This is a genomic window from Amycolatopsis sp. NPDC104775, assembly GCF_055583325.1.
Window position 1 is genome coordinate 521,459 of sequence record NZ_JBVJOE010000003.1, and the last position, 20,327, is coordinate 541,785.

The window sequence follows — 20,327 nt, forward strand, 5'->3', positions numbered from 1 at the left end:
CGTCGCTCCCATCCGGAGGTCCTGCGATGGGAACATCGTGTCGGGGAACGGTTATCGGGCAGTTTCCCCGCGCACCGGGCGGCGGTCTGTGAGGGGAACCCTGACGGACTCTGATTCCCTCAGGGTTCCCCTCACAGACCTCCCCGAGCCGGGACAGAGCGAGCGATCCGGGCTCGGCAGACGGCACCGGGCACCGGCACCTACCGCAGGTCCGTGAGGGGCTCCTTGAGGGCTGATTCCCCCAAGAATCCCCTCACAGACAGGCCGGGCGATCTCTATCGAGGACTAGCCGACGACCGCGGCGCTCCCAGCCGCGAGTCGGGCGGCGATCCACGGCCCGAGCACCGCCATCACGGCGGGCTGGGTCAGTTCGCCGTGTGCGCAGTCCACCTCGCGCACCTCGATCTCGCCGGTGACGTACGGCCGCCACAACGCGGGATCCGGCGCGCCTCCATCCCGGACCGCCGACACCACCAGCGCGTCGCCCTCGTGCACCCCGGGTTCGCCGCTTCCGGTGATCGCCAGGTGATGCCCGAACACCGCCGCTATCGCGGACAGCTCCGCCGGAGCGAACTCTGCCAGCGGTCCGCCGGGTTCAGCGGCCGCCGCGAGGAAATCCGCCTCGGTCAGCGGCACCCCATCGAACCGGGCGACGTCGAACCCGAGCGAGCCCAGCAACCCCGCATAGACGTCCTGCATCGGCGGCAGCGCGATCCCGGTGGTGCCGTCCAGCAGGACCAGCGACGCGACCCGCTCCCCTTCCGCGGCGAGCCGGGCGGCGATCCGGTGCGCCACCTCCGCGCCGAAGGACCAGCCGAGCAGGTGATACGGACCAGCGGGCTGGATCTCCCGGATCAGCCGCAGGTAGTCCGCGGCCAGTTCGTCCACATCGGACGGAAGGCGAGCCGGATCGGTCAGGCCCGGCGACTGGAGGCCGTAGACCGGATGCCGAGGGTCAAGGTGGGGCAGCAGGCCCGAGTAGACCCACGCGATGCCGGACGCGGGATGCACGCAGAACAGCGGTTCGGCCTCGCCGCCGGTGCGCAGCGGGAGCACGACGTCCAGCGGGGAGCCGCCGTCCGGGCCGTCCACGGCGACGGCCAGTTCGGCCACGGTCGGCGATTGGAACAGCTGCCGGATGCTGACCTCGGCCCCGAGCGCCGACCGGACGCGGCTGATCAGCCGGGTGGCGAGCAGGGAATGGCCGCCGAGGTCGAAGAAGCTGTCGTCGATCGAGACCGAATCCAGTCCGAGCAGTTCGGCGAACAAGGCGCACAGCGTCCGCTCTCGCCGGGTGCGCGGAGGGCGGCCAGCCGGGGCCCGGGGCGGTTCCGGGGCGGGCAACGCGGCCCGGTCCAGCTTTCCGGCGGTATTGACCGGGAAAACCGGGAGCACGACGACGGCGGCGGGCACCATGTAGGCCGGCAGGCGCCGAGCGGCGTGGGCCCGGAGTGCGGCCGGGTCCACGGTCTGTCCGGCGGAAGGCACGGCGTAGGCGATCAGGCGGACGTCGCCCGGCCGGTCTTCGCGAGCCATCGCCACGGCGGCGGCAACTCCTGGATGGCCGGTCAACGCAGCTTCGACTTCGCCCAGTTCGATGCGGAAACCGCGGATCTTGACCTGGTGGTCGATCCGGCCCAGGCACATCAGGCGGCCGTCGGACCGCCAGCGCGCGACATCGCCGGTCCGGTACATCCGGCGGCCCGCGTCGAACGGATTCGCCACGAACCGTTCCGCGCTCAGGCCGGGGCGGCCGAGGTAGCCCCGGGCCAGGCCGGGACCGGCCAGGTACAGCTCGCCGGGAGCACCGGCCGGGACTGGACGGAGGTCCGGGTCCAGCACGTAGGCGCGGTAGTTGGCGAGCGGACGGCCGATCGGCTGGCCTGCCGGGATTCCGTCGACGGCGTCCGCGGTGGCCCAGATCGACGCCTCAGTCGGGCCGTAGACATTGGTGACCGCCACGCCGCGGGCGACGAGGGTGCGGGCCAGTTCGTCGGGGAGCGTCTCGCCGCCGGAGAAGATCCGCACGTCGTCCAGGCGGTCGCTCAAGCAGGGGGTCAGTTCGCCGAGCAGGGTGGGCGTCGCGGTCAGGGCGACGGGGCCGGGCGCTTTGTCGAGAAGTTCGGCCAGCGCGGCGGGGTCCCGGATCTCGTCGGGAGTCGCGATCACCAGGCAGGCGCCGTCGAGCAGACAGCAGAACAGGTCGGCGATCGACATGTCGAAGGAAAAGCTGGCCACCGTCACCGAGTGTTCGCCGGGAGCCAGCGGGTTCCGCTCGCGCAGCGCGGCGACCACTGTGGACAGTCCGGAGAACGGGATGACCACGCCTTTCGGGCGGCCAGTGGAGCCGGAGGTGTAGATGACGTAGGCCGGGCAGTCTCGCGGTGGCGGGACAAATGCGAAGGTATCCGGATAGTCCCGCGCCGACCGGTCGTCCACGACGCGGGCAGCGGGGAATCGACCGGCGAGCTCGGCCGTGGTCAGCACGGCGACCGGTTCGCTCTCGGCCAGCATGAAGCCGATGCGGTCGGACGGCTGGCCGGGGTCGAGCGGCAGGTACGCCGCTCCGGTTTTGTGCACGGCGAGAATCGCGGCGACCAGGTCGATTCCGCGCGGAAACGCGAGCGCGACCACGCGTTCCGGTCCCGCGCCCAGCTCGCGCAGCCACCCGGCCAGCTGGTTCGCTCGCGCGTTCAGTTCGGCGTAGGTCAGCTCCTCGTCGGCACAGCGCACGGCGGGTTGGTCCGGGACGGCGGAAACCCGTGCCTCGAAGAGTTCGAGCACCGATTCCGCGGGGACCGGTGCGTCCGTGTCGTTCCACTCGGCGATCAACTGCTGGCGGGACTCGGCATCGACCAGTTCGATCTCGCTGAGCCGACGCTCGGGCTGTTCCGCGACCCGCGCGAGGAACCGGGTCAGCAGCCGGACGATCTGCTCGGCGGTGGCGTGGTCGAAGACGTCCGCCCGGTAAGCCAGTGAACCTCCGGCTCCGGCCGGGCGGCCCGTCTCGTCCCGGGCTTCGAACAGATCGATCGACAGGTCGAACTTCGCCTCCGCCGCTTCGGGGAACAGCGGTTCGGCGCGCAGGCCCGGCAGGTCGGGCGTGGCCGCGTCCAGGTTGTGCACCATGATTTTGACCTGGAACAACGGATGCCGGGACAGCGAGCGCGCCGGGTTGAGCGCTTCGACGAGCCGCTCGAACGGAAGATCCTGGTGCGCGAACGCGGCCAGGTCGTTCTCGCGCACGCGGGTGAGCAGGTCGGTGAACGCCGGGTCGCCGGAGGTGTCGGTGCGCAGGACCAGGGTGTTGACGAAGAACCCGACCAGCCCGTCCAGCGCCTCGTCGGCCCGGCCCGCGCTGACGCTGCCGAGCGGGATGTCGGTTCCGGCGCCGAGCCGGGTGAGCACGCCCGCCAGTGCCGCCTGCAGCACCATGAACAGCGACGCGCCCTGGCTTTTCGCCAGGTCCGCGAGGCGCTCGTGCACTGGCGCGGGCAGCTCCAGCGGGACCGTGCCGGCGGCGCGGCCCCCTTCCGGCGGATGCGGCCGGTCGACCGGCAGGACGATCCGGTCCGGCAGTCCGGCCAGGTTGTCCCGCCAGAACCGCAGCTGCCGGCCGAGCACGCTGGTCTCGTCGGATTCCGTGCCGAGCCATTCCTGTTGCCACAGCGCGTAATCCGCGTACTGCACGGGCAGGTCGGGCCAATCCGGAGCCTGGCCGTGAAGCCGTGCGCGGTAGGCGGTCGAAAGGTCCCGGGCGAGCGGGGCCAGTGACATGCCATCGACCGCGATGTGGTGTATCACCAGCAGGAGGACGTGGTCCCGCTCCCCCAGCCGGTAGAGCCGGGCGCGGACGGGCAGTTCGGTGCGCAGGTCGAAACCGCGTCCGGTGGCTTCGGCGGCCGCTGCTTCGAGGTCGTCCACCGGGATCGGAGTGAGCTCCGGCCGGACGTCCAGGATTTCCTGGCAGGGCACGCCGTCGTGGTCCGGGTAGACGGTGCGGAGGATTTCGTGCCGGTCGAGCACGTCGCGGTAGGCCGCCGCCAAGGCTTCGGTGTCGAGCGCGCCGGTCAGGCGGCAGCCGAACGGCACGTTGTAGTCGGGGCTTTCCGGGTCGAAGCGGTTGAGGAACCACAATCGCTGCTGGCCGAATGACAGCGGCACGGCGTCCGGCCGCACTTTCGCGGTCAGCACCGGTCGGTCAACCGCACCGGCCCGCTCGCACCGCACCGCCAGTGCCGCCGGGGTCGGGGCTTCGAAGACGTCCCGGACGCCGAGGTCCGCGTCGAACGCCGCGCGAACCCGGCCGATCAATCGCATGGCGAGCAGCGAATGCCCGCCCAGGTCGAAGAATCCGTCCTCCGGGCCGACCTCGGGCAGGCCGAGCACCTCGGCGAAGAGTCCACAAAGGACTTCCTCAGCAGCGCTTTGTGGCGCGCGTCCGGAAGCGGTCTCGTACTGGGGAGCGGGCAGGGCGGCGCGGTCTATTTTTCCGTTGCGGGTTAACGGGAATTCGTCCAGCACGACCACGGCTGACGGCACGAGATGAGCGGGCAGCACCGATTCGGCATACGCACGCAGGTCCGCGGTGCTCTCGCCGCCCGGCACGACGTAGCCGACCAGCCGTTGATCGCCCGGCCGGTCCTCGCGCAGTACGACCACCGCCTGCGCGACGTCCGGATGCCCGGCGAGCACCGCGGCGACCTCGCCGGGCTCGACCCGGAACCCGCGCAGTTTGACCTGGTCGTCCAGCCGTCCGGCGAACTCCAGGGTTCCGTCCGGCAGCACCCGGGCACGGTCGCCGGTGCGGTACATCCGCTCGCCGGGCTCGAACGGGCAGGCCACGAACCGCTCCGCCGTATGGCCCGCGCGGCCGAGGTAGCCCCGGGCCAGCCCGGGCCCGGCGAGCATCAGCTCGCCCGGAACGCCGATCGGGACCCGGCGCAGCCGCTCGTCCACGACGTACGCCCGGGTGCCCGCGATCGGGCTGCCGATCGGCGCCGGACGCGCGGCGTCGGCGACCACGATGTCCGGATTGACGCACGCGAAGGTCGTGCATTCCGTTGGCCCGTAACCGTTCCCGACCCGCACCGGCCCCTGCGCCCGAAGCGTGAGCACGTGCGCGGGAGAGACCACGTCGCCTCCGGCGAGCACGTGCCGGAGCCCGGCCAGCGCGTCCGGCCGCTGGTCGACCACGGAATGGAACAGCCCGGCGGTGAGCCACAGCGTGGTGACGCCCTCCGTTTCGAGCACCTTCGCCAAGCCGTCCGCGTCGGGCACGCCAGCGGGATGGACCGCGAGCCGCGCCCCGGTGCACAGCGAGCCCCACAGTTCGAAAGTGGCGGCGTCGAAGGATTGCGAGGCCAGCAGGAGGAACACCGCGCCGGGGCCGAACTCGCTGTACTCCTGGCCGTGCACGAGCCTGACGATCGCCCGGTGCGAAACCTGCACGCCCTTCGGCCGCCCGGTCGAGCCGGAGGTGTAGAGGACGTAGGCCAGGTTGTCCGGCCGGACGGCGACCGGTGGCGGGGTGTCCGGCAACTCGCCGAGTTCGGTGTCTTCCCACACCACGGTGCGCACGCCCGAAGGTGCCCGGTCGGCGTACTGGCGTTGAGCCACCAGCAAGTCAGCACCGGTGTCCTCGAACAGGAACTCGATCCGCTCCCTAGGGTGCGCCGGATCGATCGGAACGTAGTGGCCGCCCGCGCGCAGGATGCCCAGCAGCAGGACCAAAAGGTCCGGGACGCGGTCCGCGCAGATCGCGACCGGGGTTTCCGGGCCGACCCCGAGCGCCCGCAGCCGGTGCGCGAACTGGTTGGCCCGCCGGTCGAGTTCGCGGTAGCTGATCCGGGTTTCCCCGGCGCTCACCGCCACCGCGTCCGGCTGCCGCGCGGCCTGCGCGGCGACCAGAGCAGGCACCGTCCAGTCGCCCAGGTCGGCCTCAGGGCCGCGGCTCGACCGTTCCAGCAGCGCGGTTTCTTCTTCGTCCAGCAACGGAATCCGGCCGATCGGCAGCTCCGGCTCCGCACCGGCGACGCTCAGCAGCCGGACGAGGCGGCACACCATCGCCGACACGGTGTCCCGGTCGAACAGATCCGTGTCGAACTCGCACGCCAGGTCGAGCCCGTCCGGCCGCTCGGCGACGGTGAAGGTGAGATCGAATTTCGCCGTATCCCACCCGAACGGCTCCAGTTCGGCGTGCACGCCGGGGAAGGCCACCTCGGATTCGGACACCGTCTGCCACGCCAGCATGACCTGGAACAGCGGGTGCCGGGACAGCGACCGCGCCGGTTTCAGGTCTTCCACCAGCCGGTCGAACGGCAGCTCTTGGTTCGCGTACGCGCCGAGCACCGATTCCCGGACCCGGGTGAGCAACGTGCCGAAACCCGGGTCGCCGCTGACGTCGGTGCGCAGGACGAGCGTGTTGACGAAGAAGCCGACCAGATCGTCCAGCGCCTCGTCGGTCCGGCCGGCGACGGTGCAGCCGATCGGGATGTCGGTTCCGCCGCCGAGGCGGTGCAGCAGCGCGGCCAGCGCGGTCTGGACGACCATGAACAGCGTCGCCTGCCGGTCTTGGCCAAGCCGCAGCAATGCCTGGTGCGTGGCGGAATCCACGCGCGCCGAGACGGAGTCGCCGCGTTTCGTGGTCCGGGCGCCGCGCGGCCGGTCCAGCGGCAACGGGAGTTCGTCCGGAAGACCGGCGAGCGTGTCCCGCCAGTAGGCCAGCTGCCGCGACTGCGTGCTGTCCGGATCGTCCGCGGCGCCGAGAATTTCCTGCTGCCAGAAGGTGTAGTCGGGGTATTGCACGGGAAGCGGGACCCATTCCGGCTCGCGGCCGTCGAGCCGCGCCGCGTACGCGGTGGCCAGGTCGCGGACCAGCGGGCCCATCGACCAGCCGTCGCTGGCGATGTGGTGCGTCACGAGGACCAGCACGTGCTCCGCGGTGCCCAGCCGGAACAGCGCGAGCCGGATCGGCAGGTCGGCACGCAGGTCGAAGGGCCGCTGGACGGCCTCGGCGACCAGTCCGGGCACGTCGGCTTCGGCGCACTCGGTGACGCGCACCTCCGGAGTGGCCTCGGCAGCGATGATCTGGCACGGTTCCCCGCTCTCGTCGGAGAAGGTCGTGCGCAGCACTTCGTGCCGCCGGACTACGTCGTGGAGCGCGGCAGTGAGGGCAGCGGGATCCAGCGGGCCCCGCAGGCGGATCACCAGCGGCAGGTTGTAGGTGGAACTGGGCCCTTCGAGTTGATCGAGGAACCACAGCCGTTGCTGGGCATAGGAAAGCGGGATCACGAGGCCTCCCTCATCCGGGGGCGCAGCGCGGGCCGCGCCTTCTCCGCAGTGCCCAGCCGCTCGGCGAGAGCGGCGACAGTCTGCGCCTCGAACACGGTCTTGACGGACAGTTCGACGCCGAGCGCCGAACGGGCCCGGCTGATCAGCCGGGTGGCGAGCAGCGAATGCCCGCCGAGGTCGAAGAACCCGTCGTCGATCCCGACCGACGGAAGTTCCAGCAGTTCCGCGAAAATCCCGCAGAGCACCCGCTCCGGCTCCGTTCGCGGCGCCCGGGCGGCCTCCGCGCGCACCGGCGGTTCCGGCAGCGCCTTGCGATCGACCTTCCCGCTGGAGGTCACCGGGAACTCGTCGACGGCCAGGATCGCCGACGGCACCAGATAGTCCGGCAGCGCGTCGGCGAGATACGCGCGCAGGGCTTTGCTGTCCACAGTGGACTTGAGCACCACGTGCGCGACCAGCATCGGTTCGCCGAGTCTGCCGGGCCGGACGCTGGCGACCGCGGCGGCGACGCCGGGATGCCGTCCGAGCGCGCTTTCCACCTCGCCGAGTTCGATCCGGAACCCGCGGATCTTCACCTGCTCGTCGGCCCGGCCGCGGTACTCCAGCGTGCCGTCCGGCCGCCGCCGCACCACGTCGCCGGTGCGGTACATCCGGCCGCCGCCGGCCGGATCCGCCACGAACGCGGCGGCGGTCAGGTCCGGACGGCCGAGATAGCCCCGGGCCAGCTGCGGTCCGGCGAGGTACAGCTCGCCGTCCGCTTCGGCCGGGACCGGCCGCAGCCGGGAGTCCAGCACGCGCGCCTGGATGTCGCGCAACGGCAGTCCCAGCACCGGTTCTTCGGCGGCCGACAGTCTGGTGCCGAGAGTGTCCACAGTGGCCTCGGTCGGACCATAGTAGTTGTGGCTCACAAGGTTTTCGCACCCCCGCAAGCGTTCCCACAGTGGAGCTGTGATGGCCTCTCCGCCGAGCCCGATGACGGCCGGCTGGTGTTCGCCGTCGAGCAGACCGGCGTTCACCAGGTGCTGGCACAGGGTCGGGCTGATGTCGAGGTAGTCGATCCGCTGCTCGCGCACGTAGCCGACGAGTGCTTCCGGATCGCGGCGGACCGGGTCGGAGACCAGGTGCAGCTCGTGCCCGGCGAGCATCCACAGCAGCCCTTGCCACGAGGTGTCGAACGACAGCGCGGCGGTCAGCGCGACCCGGAACCGGCGTCCGCCGTGCTCCCGCACGGACGGCTCGAACAGGTCCGTCCGGTGCGCGTGGAAGAGATGCACGATGTTGCGGTGCTCCACCACCACGCCCTTCGGACGTCCGGTCGATCCCGACGTGTAGAGCACGTATGCCGGGTGTTCTGGGCGCAGCGGACGGATCCGTTCGCTGTCGAGCACAGTGTCCGGTCGCGTCCGCGCCAGTTCCGCGACGACGGCCGGATCGTCGAGAGCCAGCACCGGCACGGTGCCGCACGCCGGTGCCCCGGCCGAAATCGCCAGCATCGCACCGGATTCGGCGAGCAGCAGCTCCACGCGCTGGTCCGGAACGTCCGGGTCGACCGGCAGATAGGCCGCGCCGGAGACGAGCACCGCGAACAGCGCCACGATCGCGTCGAGGGTGCGCGGGGTGACCACCGCGACCACCGATTCCGGTCCGACGCCGCGCGCGATCAGGGCTCGCGCGAGCCGGTTGACCCGGGCGTTCAATTCGACGTACGACACTGACTGCTGTTCGAAAACCAGTGCCGTTTCCTCAGAAGTGACCAGTAGTTCAGGGACCGTGCCCGGAGCGAGATCCAGCGCGGCACCCTGACCAGCGGCGTCCAGCAGCTCGCGTTCGCCGGGCAGGAACACCTCCAGCTCTCCGACCCGCCGGTCCGGCTCGGCCACCGCGGATTCGAGCAGCCGCGTCAGCCGATCGCCCAGCCGCCGCGCGCTCGCCTCGGTGAACAGATCGGTGCTGTATTCGACGGTCCCGGCGAGCCCGTCCGGATCGCCCCCGTCCCAGGTTTCGGCGACGTTGAGGGTCAGGTCGAACTTGGCGACGCGGCTCTCCGGCGTCATCAGCTCGCTCGTGAGCCCGGGCAGATCCAGCCGGACGTCGCCGCCGCCTGCCCAGGACAGCATCACCTGGAACAGCGGATGCCGCGACAGCGACCGCGCCGGGTTGATCTTCTCCACCAGCTGCTCGAACGGCACGTCTTGGTGCGCGTAGGCGGCCAGGTCCGTTTCGCGCGCCCGGCCGACCAGCTCGCGGAAGCTTGGATCGCCGGAAACGTCGTTGCGCAGCACCAAAGTGTTCACGAAGAACCCGACGAGCGGATCGGTGCCGTCGTCGACCCGGCCCGCGACCGGGGTGCCCAGCGGGATGTCCTCCCCCGCCCCGAGCCGGGACAGCAACGCCGCCAACGCCGCCTGCACGACCATGAACGGAGTCGCGCCGCAGTCGAGGGCGAGCTTCCGCAGCGCCCGGTGCGCGCTGGCGCCGAGGGCGAACGGAACCACCCCGCCCCGGTAGGACGATTCGGCCGGACGCGGCCGGGCTCCCGGGAGTTCGAGCTGTTCGGGCAGATCGGCGAGCTGGCGGGACCAGTAGTCGAGCTGACCGGCGGCGAGACCTTCGCCCAGCAGATCCCGTTGCCAGATCGCGTAATCCGCGTACTGAACCGGCAGCGGAGCGAATTCCGGGGCGTGCCCGGCCGCTCGGGCGGCGTAGGCGGCGGCGAGGTCGGCGGCCAACGGGCCCATCGACCATTCGTCGCCGACGATGTGGTGCACCACCACCAGCAGCACATGCTCGGCCTCGCCGAGCCGGAACAGCCACGCCCGCATCGGCGGCCGCTCCGCCAGGTCGAAGGGCTGTTCGGCGGCTTCCCGCAGCCGCTCGGCCAGTTCCGCGCGCCCAGTGTCCACAACGGACAGTTCGAAGAACCGGTCGGGCGGGTCCAGCACGATCTGCCGGGGTTCGCCGTCGATCTCCGGGAACACCGTCCGCAGGCTTTCGTGCCTGGCCACCACGTCCGCGAGCGCGGCGGCCAGCGCACCGCGGTCCAGCGCGCCGGTCAGCCGCACCGGCAGCGGGATGTGATAGGTCGAGGTCGCGCCCTCCAAGCGCTGGACGAACCACAGCCGGCGCTGCGCGAACGACAGCGGCACGGCCTCCCCACGCGGCTGCGGGACCAGCGGCGGGCGGGCGGAACCGGCGTCGGCGAGATGCCGCGCGAGCCCGGCCGGGGTCGGCGCCTCGAACAGCGTCCGGACCGGCAGTTCCAGCCCCAGCACCGACCGCACCCGGCCGACGACCCGCGCGGCCAGCATCGAATGCCCGCCCGCCGCGAAGAAATCCTCGTCGGCGGCCACCGACGGTTTGCCCAGCAGTTCGGCGAAAATCCCGCACAGGATCTCTTCCTGCGGGGTGCCGGGCGCACGTCCGGTCGGAGCTTCCTCCGCGGTCTCGTTCAGCACCACCTGGCGCACCAGACGGCCGTCGCGGAGCCAGCGCACCGGCACCTCGGTCGGATACATCCACGTGTCCGGTCCGCCATGCGGGTCGGGCACCAGCCCTTCGGCCCAGCCTTCCGGCAACCCGCCGACGTACAGCAGGCCGGGCGAGTTCGGCGGCACCAGCTGGCCGTCGGCGTCGAGCACCCGGGCCACCGCCTGGTCCGGCACCTCGGGCAGCACGCGCCGGGCGACCGCGGGCAGCGGCCGGGTGCTGAGCAGCTCCGCGCGTTCGCCGGGCAGGAGCACGTCGTGCTTGCTCAACGGGATGTCCGGTTCGGCGAGCACGGAATCGAGCAGCCGGACGAGCCGCGCTACCAGCGCCCGCACGGTTTCCTCGTCGAACAGATCCGCGGCGTAGTCAACGAAACCGTCCACTTCGGACGGACCCTCGGCGAAGGTGAACGACAGGTCGAACCGGGCGGGCGCGGCGCCGGTGTCCGCCAGTTCCGCGGCGAGCCCCGGGAGCGCCAGCTCCGCGCGAGGCGTGTTCTGCCAGGCCACCATGACCTGGAACAGCGGATGCCGGGCCATCGAGCGGGCCGGGTTCAGCTCTTCCACCAGCCGCTCGAACGGCACGTCCTGATGCGCGTACGCGGTGAGGTTCGTTTCCCGGACCCGGCCGGTCAGTTCGCGGAAACTCGGGTCGCCGGAAAGGTCGTTGCGCAACACCAGGGTGTTCACGAAAAACCCGACCAGCCCGTCCAGGCCCTCGTCGGCGCGGCCCGCGACCGGGCTGCCGAGCGGCACGTCCGGACCGGCGCCCAGCCGGGACAGCAGCGCGGCCACCGCCGCCTGCACCACCATGAACGCCGTCCCGCCGGATTCCAGCGCCAGCCGACGCAACCCGTGCCGCGTCTCGGCGGGCAGGGTGAACCGGACCGTGCCACCGCGGTGCGCGGACACCGCCGGACGCGGCCGGTCCGCAGGCAGGGTCAGCTCGGCAGGCAGGTCGCGCAAACGCTTGCGCCAGTACTCCAGCTGCTCCGCAGCGAGGTCGTCTTCCTCGAGGAGCTTCCGTTGCCACAGTGTGTAATCCGCGTACTGCACCGGCAACGGCGCGAACGTTGGCGCGCTCCCCCGCACCCGCGCGGCGTACGCGGTGGACAGGTCGGCGGCGAACGGTGCCATCGACCAGGCGTCACCGGCGATGTGGTGCACCACGACCAGCAGCACGTGCTCGGTCTCGCCCAGCTCGAACAACGACGCGCGCAACGGCGTTTCCACGGTCAGGTCGAAGGCGTAGCCAGCCGCCGAGGCGAGCAGGCCGGGCAGTTCGTCCTCAGTGGACGGCGCGACGGCGATCGCCACCGCCGAAGGATCGAGAACGATTTGCCGCGGCTCGCCGTCCACCTCCGGAAACACCGTCCGCAGCACCTCGTGCCGGGCCGTCACGTCGGCCAGTGCGGCGGTCAGCGCGTCACGATTCAGCGCGCCGCTCAACCGCAGGGCGAGCGGGATGTTGTACGTCGAACCGACGCCTTCCATCCGGTGCAGGAACCACAACCGGCGCTGCGCGAACGAAAGCGGCAGGACGTCCGGCCGCGCCATCGGCTCCAGCGCCCGCCGGGCGTGACCGGCGACGTCGACTCGCTGAGCCAGCGTAGCGACCGTCGGCGCGTCGAACACCGCGCGGATCGGCAGCTCCGCGCCGAGGGTTCGGCGGATCCGGCTGATCAGGCGGCCGCCGAGCAGGGAATGGCCGCCGAGTTCGAAGAAATCGTCGTCTATGCCGACCTCGGGTACGCCCAGCACCTCGGCGAAGAGCCCGCACAGGATCTCCTCCGGCCCGGTCCGCGGCCGCCGTCCGACCGGCCTCGAGGAGGGAGCACCGGACGGCAGCGCCTTGCGGTCGATCTTCCCGTTCGGAGTCAGCGGCAGTGCGTCGAGCGGCACGAACAGCGACGGCACCATGTACTCGGGCAGCCCCGCGGCGAGGTGTTCCCGCAACGCGGTTTCGTCCACAGTGGACTCAGCCACGACGTAAGCGACCAGGCGCGCGCTGCCGGACGGCCCCGGCTGCGCCAGCACCACCGCCTCCCGCACAGCCGGATGCCGCCGGAGCGCGGTTTCCACCTCGCCCAGCTCGACGCGGAATCCGCGCACCTTCACCTGCGTGTCGACCCGGCCCCGGTACTCCAGCTCGCCGTCCTGCGCCCACCGGGCGAGATCGCCGGTCCGGTACATCCGCTCGCCCGGCCCGGCGAACGGGTCCGCGACGAACCGTTCGGCGCTCAACGCGGGCCGGTCCAGATATCCCCGGGCCAAGCCGTCGCCCGCGATGTACAGCTCCCCGGTGACCCCGGCGGGCACCGGACGCAGGGCGCGGTCGAGGACGTAACAGCGGGTGTTGGCGATGGGTTTGCCGATCGTGGGGGCGCCGCCGGAGACCTCCGCAGCGGTGGACCAGATAGTGGTCTCGGTCGGCCCGTACACGTTGATCACCTGGCTGCCGCGCTCGCTCATCACCGCCGCCAGTTCGGCGGGCAACGCCTCGCCGCCGGTCACGATCCGCAGACCGGCCCCAGTTTTGTCGTCGTGCGCGAGAAACGCGCGCCACAGCGAAGGCGTCGCCTGCATGACCGTGGCACCGCTGGATTCGGCCAGCGCCGCCAGCGCGGCACTGTCCATAACGGACTCGCGGTCGGCGAGCACGACGGCGGCTCCGGCGAGCAGCGGGCCGTACAGCTCGAATCCGGCGATGTCGAAGGCGATCGTGGTGACCGACAGCAGCCGGTCGTGCTCGGCGAGCGGGACGAGCGCGCGCATGGCGTGCAGGAAGTTCGTCAGCGCGGCCCGGGAAATCACCACGCCCTTGGGCTTTCCGGTGGATCCCGACGTGTAGATCGCGTAGGCGGCGTTCGACGGCGACGGCTCGCCCAGCCGCTCGCCCGGGCTCAGGTCGGCACCGGAATGGCCGCAGAGCGCCGCGGTCACGGACGGCTCGTCCAGCGCGAGCACCGGGACCGATCCCAGCGGCGCGTTCCGGTCGGTCACCGCGAGCACGGGAGCGGCGTCGGCGAGGATGGCGTCGATCCGCTCGGCCGGGTGGGCCGGGTCGAGCGGGATGTAGGCCCCGCCTGCCTTGAGCACGGCCAGCAGGGTGACGAGCAGGCTCGGCGTGCGGGGCAGCGCGACCGCGACCCGGCTTTCCGGCCCGACTCCGCGCGCGACCAGTTCGCGGGCCAGCCGGTTCGCCCAGGTGTTGACCTGTGCGTAGGTCAGCTCGACGGCGCCGTGGATCAGGGCGACCGCGTCCGGGGTGCGGGCCGCCTGCGCCTCGAACAGCTCAGGAGTGGCTTCGGCGGGGACCGGGACCGTGGTGTCGTTCCAGGACTTCAGGATCCGCGTGCGTTCGTCGTCGGCCAGGACGTCCAGCTGTCCGACGCGCACGTCCGGCTCCGCGGCAACGCGGGCCAGCAATCGGACCAGCCGCTGGAGGAGAGTGGCCGCCTCGGCGAGGTCCGGCCGGTGGTCCAGGCGGAATCGCAAGGTCTTGCCGGGCAACACGACCAGGCTCACCGGGTAGTGCGTCGCGTCGCGCGCTCCGGCGACGCGCACGGTCAGGTCCAGCTCCCCGAGGTCGGCGGCCTCGCTGCCGATCGGGTAGTTCTCGAACACCAGGACCGTGTCGAACAGGCTGCGCTCGCCCGCCAACCGCTGCAGATCGGCCAGCCCGAGGTATTCGTGCGCGCGCAAGCCGGACTGCCAGTCCCCGATCCGCGCCAGCAGCCGCGCGAAACTCTCGCCGGGGTCGAGCCGCACCCGGGTCGGGAGGGTGTTGGCGAACAGCCCGATCATCCGCTCCACGCCGTCGAGTTCCGGTGGGCGGCCCGCCGCGACGGAGCCGAACACGACATCGTCGCGACCGGTCAAGCCGCCGAGCAGGACCGCCCACGCGCCGTGCACGACGGTGCTGAGGGTGCTGCCGCAGCGGCGGGCCAGCGCGGTGAGCGCGGCGGTGTCCTCCGGGGTCAGCTCGCATTCGACTGACACGGACGGTTCCCCGGCTCCCGCGGCGGCCGGGACCAGCTGCGTTCCGCCGTCGAGCCCGGCCAGCGCGTTCTGCCACGCTTTCTCGGCGGTGCCGCGGTTCTGGTTCGCCAGCCAGGCCAGGTAATCGCGGTACGGGGCCGGTTCCTCCAGCCCGGTGTCTTCGCCGCCGAGCGCGTACAGCGTGAACAGCTCGCGCAGCAGCAGCGGCAGCGACCATCCGTCGAGCAGGATGTGGTGGTTGGTGACGATCAGCCGGTACTGCCGTTCGCCGCGCCGGGCGAGGGTGAACCGGATCAGGGGCGGGACGGCGAGGTCGAAGCGGCGGGTGCGGTCTTCCCCGGCCAATGCGGCCAGTTCGGTTTCCTGCCGGTCAGTGGGGAGCGCGCGAAGGTCGAGGTCGCGCCAGTCGGGGTCGGGCACCCGGCGCGGGACGATCTGCACCGGTTGGCCCGATTTCCCGGTGCGGAAGTACGCGCGCAAGTTCGGGTGGCGGCGCAGCAGGGTCCGCGCCGCCGCGCGGAGCGTTTCGCCCTCGAGCGCGCCGTCGAGGTCGAAGGAGACCTGGACGGTGTACGGGTCGGAGTCCTCCTGGTCGAAGTGGGCGTGGAAGTGCAGCCCTTCCTGCAGCGGCGAAAGCGGCAGGATGTCCTGGATGCCGCGCTGGTTCACGTCCGGTCCTCCAACTCGTCTTCGAACTCGTCGATCTCGTGCTGGCTCAGCCGGACCAGCGGGAGATCCGACGGCGTGTGCCCGCCCGCTCCGCGCCGGCCCGCGTGCCCGGCCAAGGCGGTCAGAGCCGCGGTCCAGCTGTCGGCCAGCCCCGGTGCTTCCCCGGTCCAGGTCCAGCGGGCGGTGAGCACCCCGTCGTCCAGCCAGGCGACGACCTCGACCGGATGGCTCAGGGTGGTGGCGAGCCCGGCTTCGGCCACGGTCCAGCCGACGGGGTCGGCCAGGCAGCTGAACCCGACCGGGGCCGGTTCGGAACCGCCGGGGGCGGTGCGGAGCTGCTCTTTGACTCGTTTCAGCGCGATACCCGCGGCCTCGCCGCCGTCGAACGCGTCGGCCAGGTCGAGCGCGCCCAGGTCGAACCGGACCGCGCCCGGCAGGGCGAACCTGCCGACCGTGCGCGCGAGGCCGGGCTCTTCCCGTCCGGACCGTTCGAGGTCCACCAGCGGGCTGGTCCCCTGCTGCGCCGAGGTCAGCGCGAGGCCGGTCAGGAGGACTTCGCTCAGGCCGGTGTTCGAGGCTTCCGCCAAGCTTCGCAATGCGGTGGTTTCCGCCGCTGGCAAGGAAACCGTCCGCGAGCCAGCTACCGGAAATTCGGCGGCTGGCGGTGCCGGTGGCAGGTCGGTCTGCGTCGCGGCCCAGGAGCGGAATGAAGTGCCGACTGGGTCCAAGCGCGGGGTCTCGCCGCGGGACCGGGTCGCCAGCGCGGCGGCGAGGTCCGCCAGCACGATCCGCACGCTCTCGGCGTCGGCGACCAGGTCGTTCAAGACCACCAGCAGACGGCCGGGCTCGGCGCCCGCGTCGAACCACACCACCTGGACCATCCCCGGCGGGGAAAGCCACGGCTCCACGGCCTCGTCCGGCCCGACCCTGCGCACGCAGTCCGCCGCGGCGACCGCGCCGGGCGGCTGGATCTCCAGTTCCCGGCCGACGAGCCGGGCCCGCAGCGCGTCGTGGTGATCGAGCACCGCCTGCACCGCGCCGGTCAGCACGGGCAGCGGCGCCCCGGTCAGCCCAGCCGGACCGAGGAACGGCGGCACCCGCAGCAGCACGGACTGAGCCGATCCGCGGCCCAGCGCCCAGCGCACGGCCGGGGTCGGCGCTACCCGGCCGACCGAGTCGATCGGGTCGTCGGTCGGTGCGGCGTGAGCAGCGGCCGCCGCCAGCCGCCGGACTGTCTTGTGCAGGAACACATCCCGCGGCCCGAGCGGCAATCCCGCCTTGCGGGCCAGGCTCACCAGCCGGATGGACAGGATGCTGTCGCCACCGAGGTCGAAGAAGTCGTCGGTGGCCTCGACCCGGTCCAGGCCGAGCAGATCCGCGAACAGCGCCCGGAGGGTTTCCTCCTGCTCCGGATGCGCCTCGACCTCCGGTTCGGCCCGCTCGGTGCGCTGGACGGCCGCCGCGGTCAGCTCGCCGATCGGCTGGTCCGGGTCGGCGGCGAACCCGTCGAGAAGCGCCAGCAGTTCACCGCCGAGCGCGGTGACGGTGGGTTCGTCGAACAGATCGTGGCTGTACTCGATCGCGACGCCGATCCCGGCCGGGCCGCCGTCGCTGCCGAAGCGCTCGCGCAGCTCGAAGTTCAGGTCGAATTTCGCGGTCGCCGTCCCGGATTCCGCCGCCGCTACGGCGAGATCGGGCAGCTCCAGCGTCGCCTCGGGCGCGTTCTGGAAGGTGAACATGACCTGGAACAGCGGGTGCCGGGCGAGCGAACGCTCCGGCCGCAGGAGGTCGACCAGCCGCTCGAACGGGACGTCCTGATGCGCCAGCGCGGCCAGGTCGGTGCGCCGGACCCGGCGGACCAGCTCCCGGAACGACGGGTTGCCGGACAGGTCCGCGCGCAGCACCAGGGTGTTCACGAAGCAGCCGACGAGCCCGGCCAGCGCGTCTTCGGTACGCCCGGCGATCGACGTGCCGATCGGGATGTCGGCGCCGCCGCCGGACCGGCCCAGCAGCACGGCCAACGTCGCGTGCAGCACCATGAACAGGCTTGAGCGGCATTGTTTCGCCGTCCGCGCCAAGCGGCGGTGCGCGTCCGCCGGGATCTCCAGCCGGACGATCCCGCCGGTGTACCCGGCGACGGCGGGCCGGGGACGGTCGGTCTTCATCGGCAGTTCGTCGGGCAGCCCGGCCAGCGCGGTGCGCCAGTAGGCGAGCTGCTGACCGGCGACGCTGTCCGGATCGCCCTCGTTCGCGAGCAGATCTCGTTGCCACAGCGTGTAATCCGCGTACTGCACGGGCAACGGCGCGAACTCCGGCGGACGACCGGCCGAGCGGGCCGAGTAAGCGCGCGACACTTCCGCCGCGAACGGCGCCATCGACCAGGCGTCCCCGGCGATGTGGTGCACCACGAGGACAAGCACGTGCTCTTCCGGCCCTGCCCGCAGGAGGGTGGCGCGCAACGGCGGTTCGGCGGTCAGATCGAACCCGCGCCCGGTTTCGGCTCGGATCCATTCGGGGATAGCATCTTCCGAAATATCCACTGTGGACAGTACGGGCCACTCGGCGGGATCAGCGCACACCATTTGCCGCGGTTCGCCGTCGTGGGCGGGGAAAATCGTCCGCAAGGCTTCGTGCCGGGCCACCACGTCCGAGACGGCCGCGCGCAACGCTGTCCGGTCGAGAGGACCGGACAGCCGCAGCACCAGCGGGATGTTGTAGGTTGCCGACCGTCCTTCGAACTGCTGCAGGAACCACAGCCGCCGTTGCGCGAAGGACAACGGCATCGGGTCCGGCCGCGACATCGGGGCGAGCGGGCGGCGGGCGCGGGCTGCTTGGGCGAGTTCCTCGGACAGCGCGATCACGGCGGGCGCGTCGAACAGGGTCTGGATGGGCAGTTCGACGCCGAACTCCGTGCGGATCCGGCTGATCAGCCGGGCGCCGAGCAAGGAATGTCCGCCGAGGTCGAAGAAACTGTCGTCGATCCCGACCTCGGACACGCCGAGCACCTCGCGGTACAACCGGCACAGCCGCTCTTCGTCCTCGGTACGCGGCGACCGCCGGGGCGCGGTGGGTTCCGGCGGTTCCGGAAGCGCGGCGCGGTCGAGTTTCCCGTTGCCTGTCACCGGCAACTCGTCCAGCACGACGACCGCCGAAGGCACCATGTGCTCCGGCAGGAACTTCGCCGCCTCCGCACGGACCTCGACTCCCGGGTCGGCGACGACGTAAGCCACCAGCTGCTCCGCCCGGACCAGCACCGCCGCTCGCCGGACGCCGGGCACCGACCGAAGCACCGCCTCGATCTCGCCCAGCTCGATCCGCTGCCCGCGGAGTTTCACCTGGCTGTCGGTCCGGCCGAGGTATTCGAGCACGCCGTCGGCTCGCCAGCGGGCGAGGTCTCCGGTGCGGTACATCCTTTCGCCGCGACCGAACGGCGACGCGGCGAAGCGCTCGGCGGTCAGCCCCGGCCGGTCGCCGTAGCCGCGGGCCAGCTGCACCCCGGTCAGATACAGTTCCCCTGGCACACCAGGGGCGACCGGCTTTAGCTGAGCGTCCAGCACGTGCGCTCCGGTGTTCCACACGGGCGCGCCGATCGGCACCGGGTCGTCGGTGTCGGAGGCGGCGCATTCCCAGCTGGTCACGTCCACCGATGCCTCGGTAGGGCCGTAGAGATTGTGCAGTCCGGCGGCCGGGAAGACCTCGAAGAACCGGTTCCGCGTGTGCGGGGCCAGCGCTTCGCCGCTGCAGATCACCCGGCGCAGGCCGGTGCACCCGGCCGTTTCCGGTTCGTCGAGGAAGACCTCCAGCATCGACGGCACGAAATGCGCGGTGGTCACCCGTTCCGCGCGGATCAGCCGGGCGAGGTACGCCGGATCCCGGTGCCCGCCCGGTTTCGCGACCACCAGCGTGGCCCCGGCCAGCAGCGGCCAGAAGAACTCCCACACCGAAACGTCGAATCCGGACGGCGTTTTCTGCAGCACGCGCTCGCCGGGGGCCAGCCGGTAGCGGTCCTGCATCCAGCGCAACCGGTTCACGATCCCGTCGTGCTGGACGACCACTCCCTTCGGCCGCCCGGTCGAGCCGGACGTGTAGATCACGTACGCGGCGTTTCCCGGCCGCACCCCGGCGGCCGGGAACTCGTCCGGGAAGCACGCGAGTTCGGACCGCACGGGTTCGGCGTCGAGTTCGACCACTTCGACGCCCGGCACGGCCGGGAGGCGCGCCGCCACCGCCCGCGTCGTCAGCACCGTCCGCGCGCCGCAATCCCCGAGCAGGAAAGCGATCCGGTCCGGCGGGTAGTCCGGGTCGATCGGCACGTACGCGCCACCCGCCTTGTGCACCGCGTACAGGGAAACGACCAGTTCCACCGACCGCGGAACCGCCACCGCGACCCGGGATTCGACCCCGGTGCCGCGTGCCCGCAGGAACCCGGCGAGCCGGGCGGCGCGGGCGTTCAACTCGGCGTAGGACACCCGCGTGCCCTCGAACAGGACCGCGGGTGCGTCCGGGCGGTCCCGGACCCCGCGCTCGAACAGCGCCGGCAGGACCTCGCCGGACACCGGGGTCGCCGCGCTGGCGCGGACGGCCTGGTTGAGCATCGGACTCTCCTCGTCGAGTCGGGCGGAACGGGCCGGTCGGGCTGGGCCGGATCAGGCCTGCGCCGCCATCGCTTCCCGCAGGCTTTTCGGCCGCATGTCGGTCCAGTGCGTGTTCACGTAGTCGAGGCAGTCCTCGCGGGACGCCTCGCCGAACACCTGGTTCCAGCCCGCCGGGACGTCCAGTTCCACCGGCCACAGCGAGTGCTGGTCCTCGTCGTTGACGAGCACGAGGTAGCGGCCGTCGGCGTTTTCGAACGGGTTCATCGGTTTCTCCTCCTGATCA

3 protein-coding genes and 1 pseudogene are annotated in these 20,327 nt (G+C 71.7%); all 4 read right to left on the minus strand.

Features of this window, described 5'->3' with window-relative positions:
• Positions 1-285: 285 nt before the first annotated feature.
• A complete protein-coding gene (locus tag ACZ63D_RS16645) occupies positions 286-7,293 on the minus strand; it encodes an amino acid adenylation domain-containing protein (RefSeq protein WP_465355171.1) in 7,008 nt (2,335 codons plus the stop codon).
• Positions 7,290-15,449 (minus strand): amino acid adenylation domain-containing protein, encoded by an 8,160-nt coding sequence (locus ACZ63D_RS16650; protein WP_465355172.1) that lies wholly within the window; start codon positions 15,447-15,449, stop codon positions 7,290-7,292. Before ACZ63D_RS16650 ends, ACZ63D_RS16645 begins: the two co-directional genes overlap by 4 nt.
• Positions 15,446-20,005, minus strand: a pseudogene (locus ACZ63D_RS16655) (amino acid adenylation domain-containing protein); the annotation flags it as partial. The pseudogene ACZ63D_RS16655 and the gene ACZ63D_RS16650, both read right to left, overlap by 4 nt.
• A gap of 90 nt (positions 20,006-20,095) precedes the next feature.
• On the minus strand, positions 20,096-20,308 hold the full coding sequence (locus ACZ63D_RS16660; RefSeq protein ID WP_465355173.1) for an MbtH family protein: 213 nt from the start codon (positions 20,306-20,308) through the stop codon (positions 20,096-20,098).
• Positions 20,309-20,327: the final 19 nt, after the last annotated feature.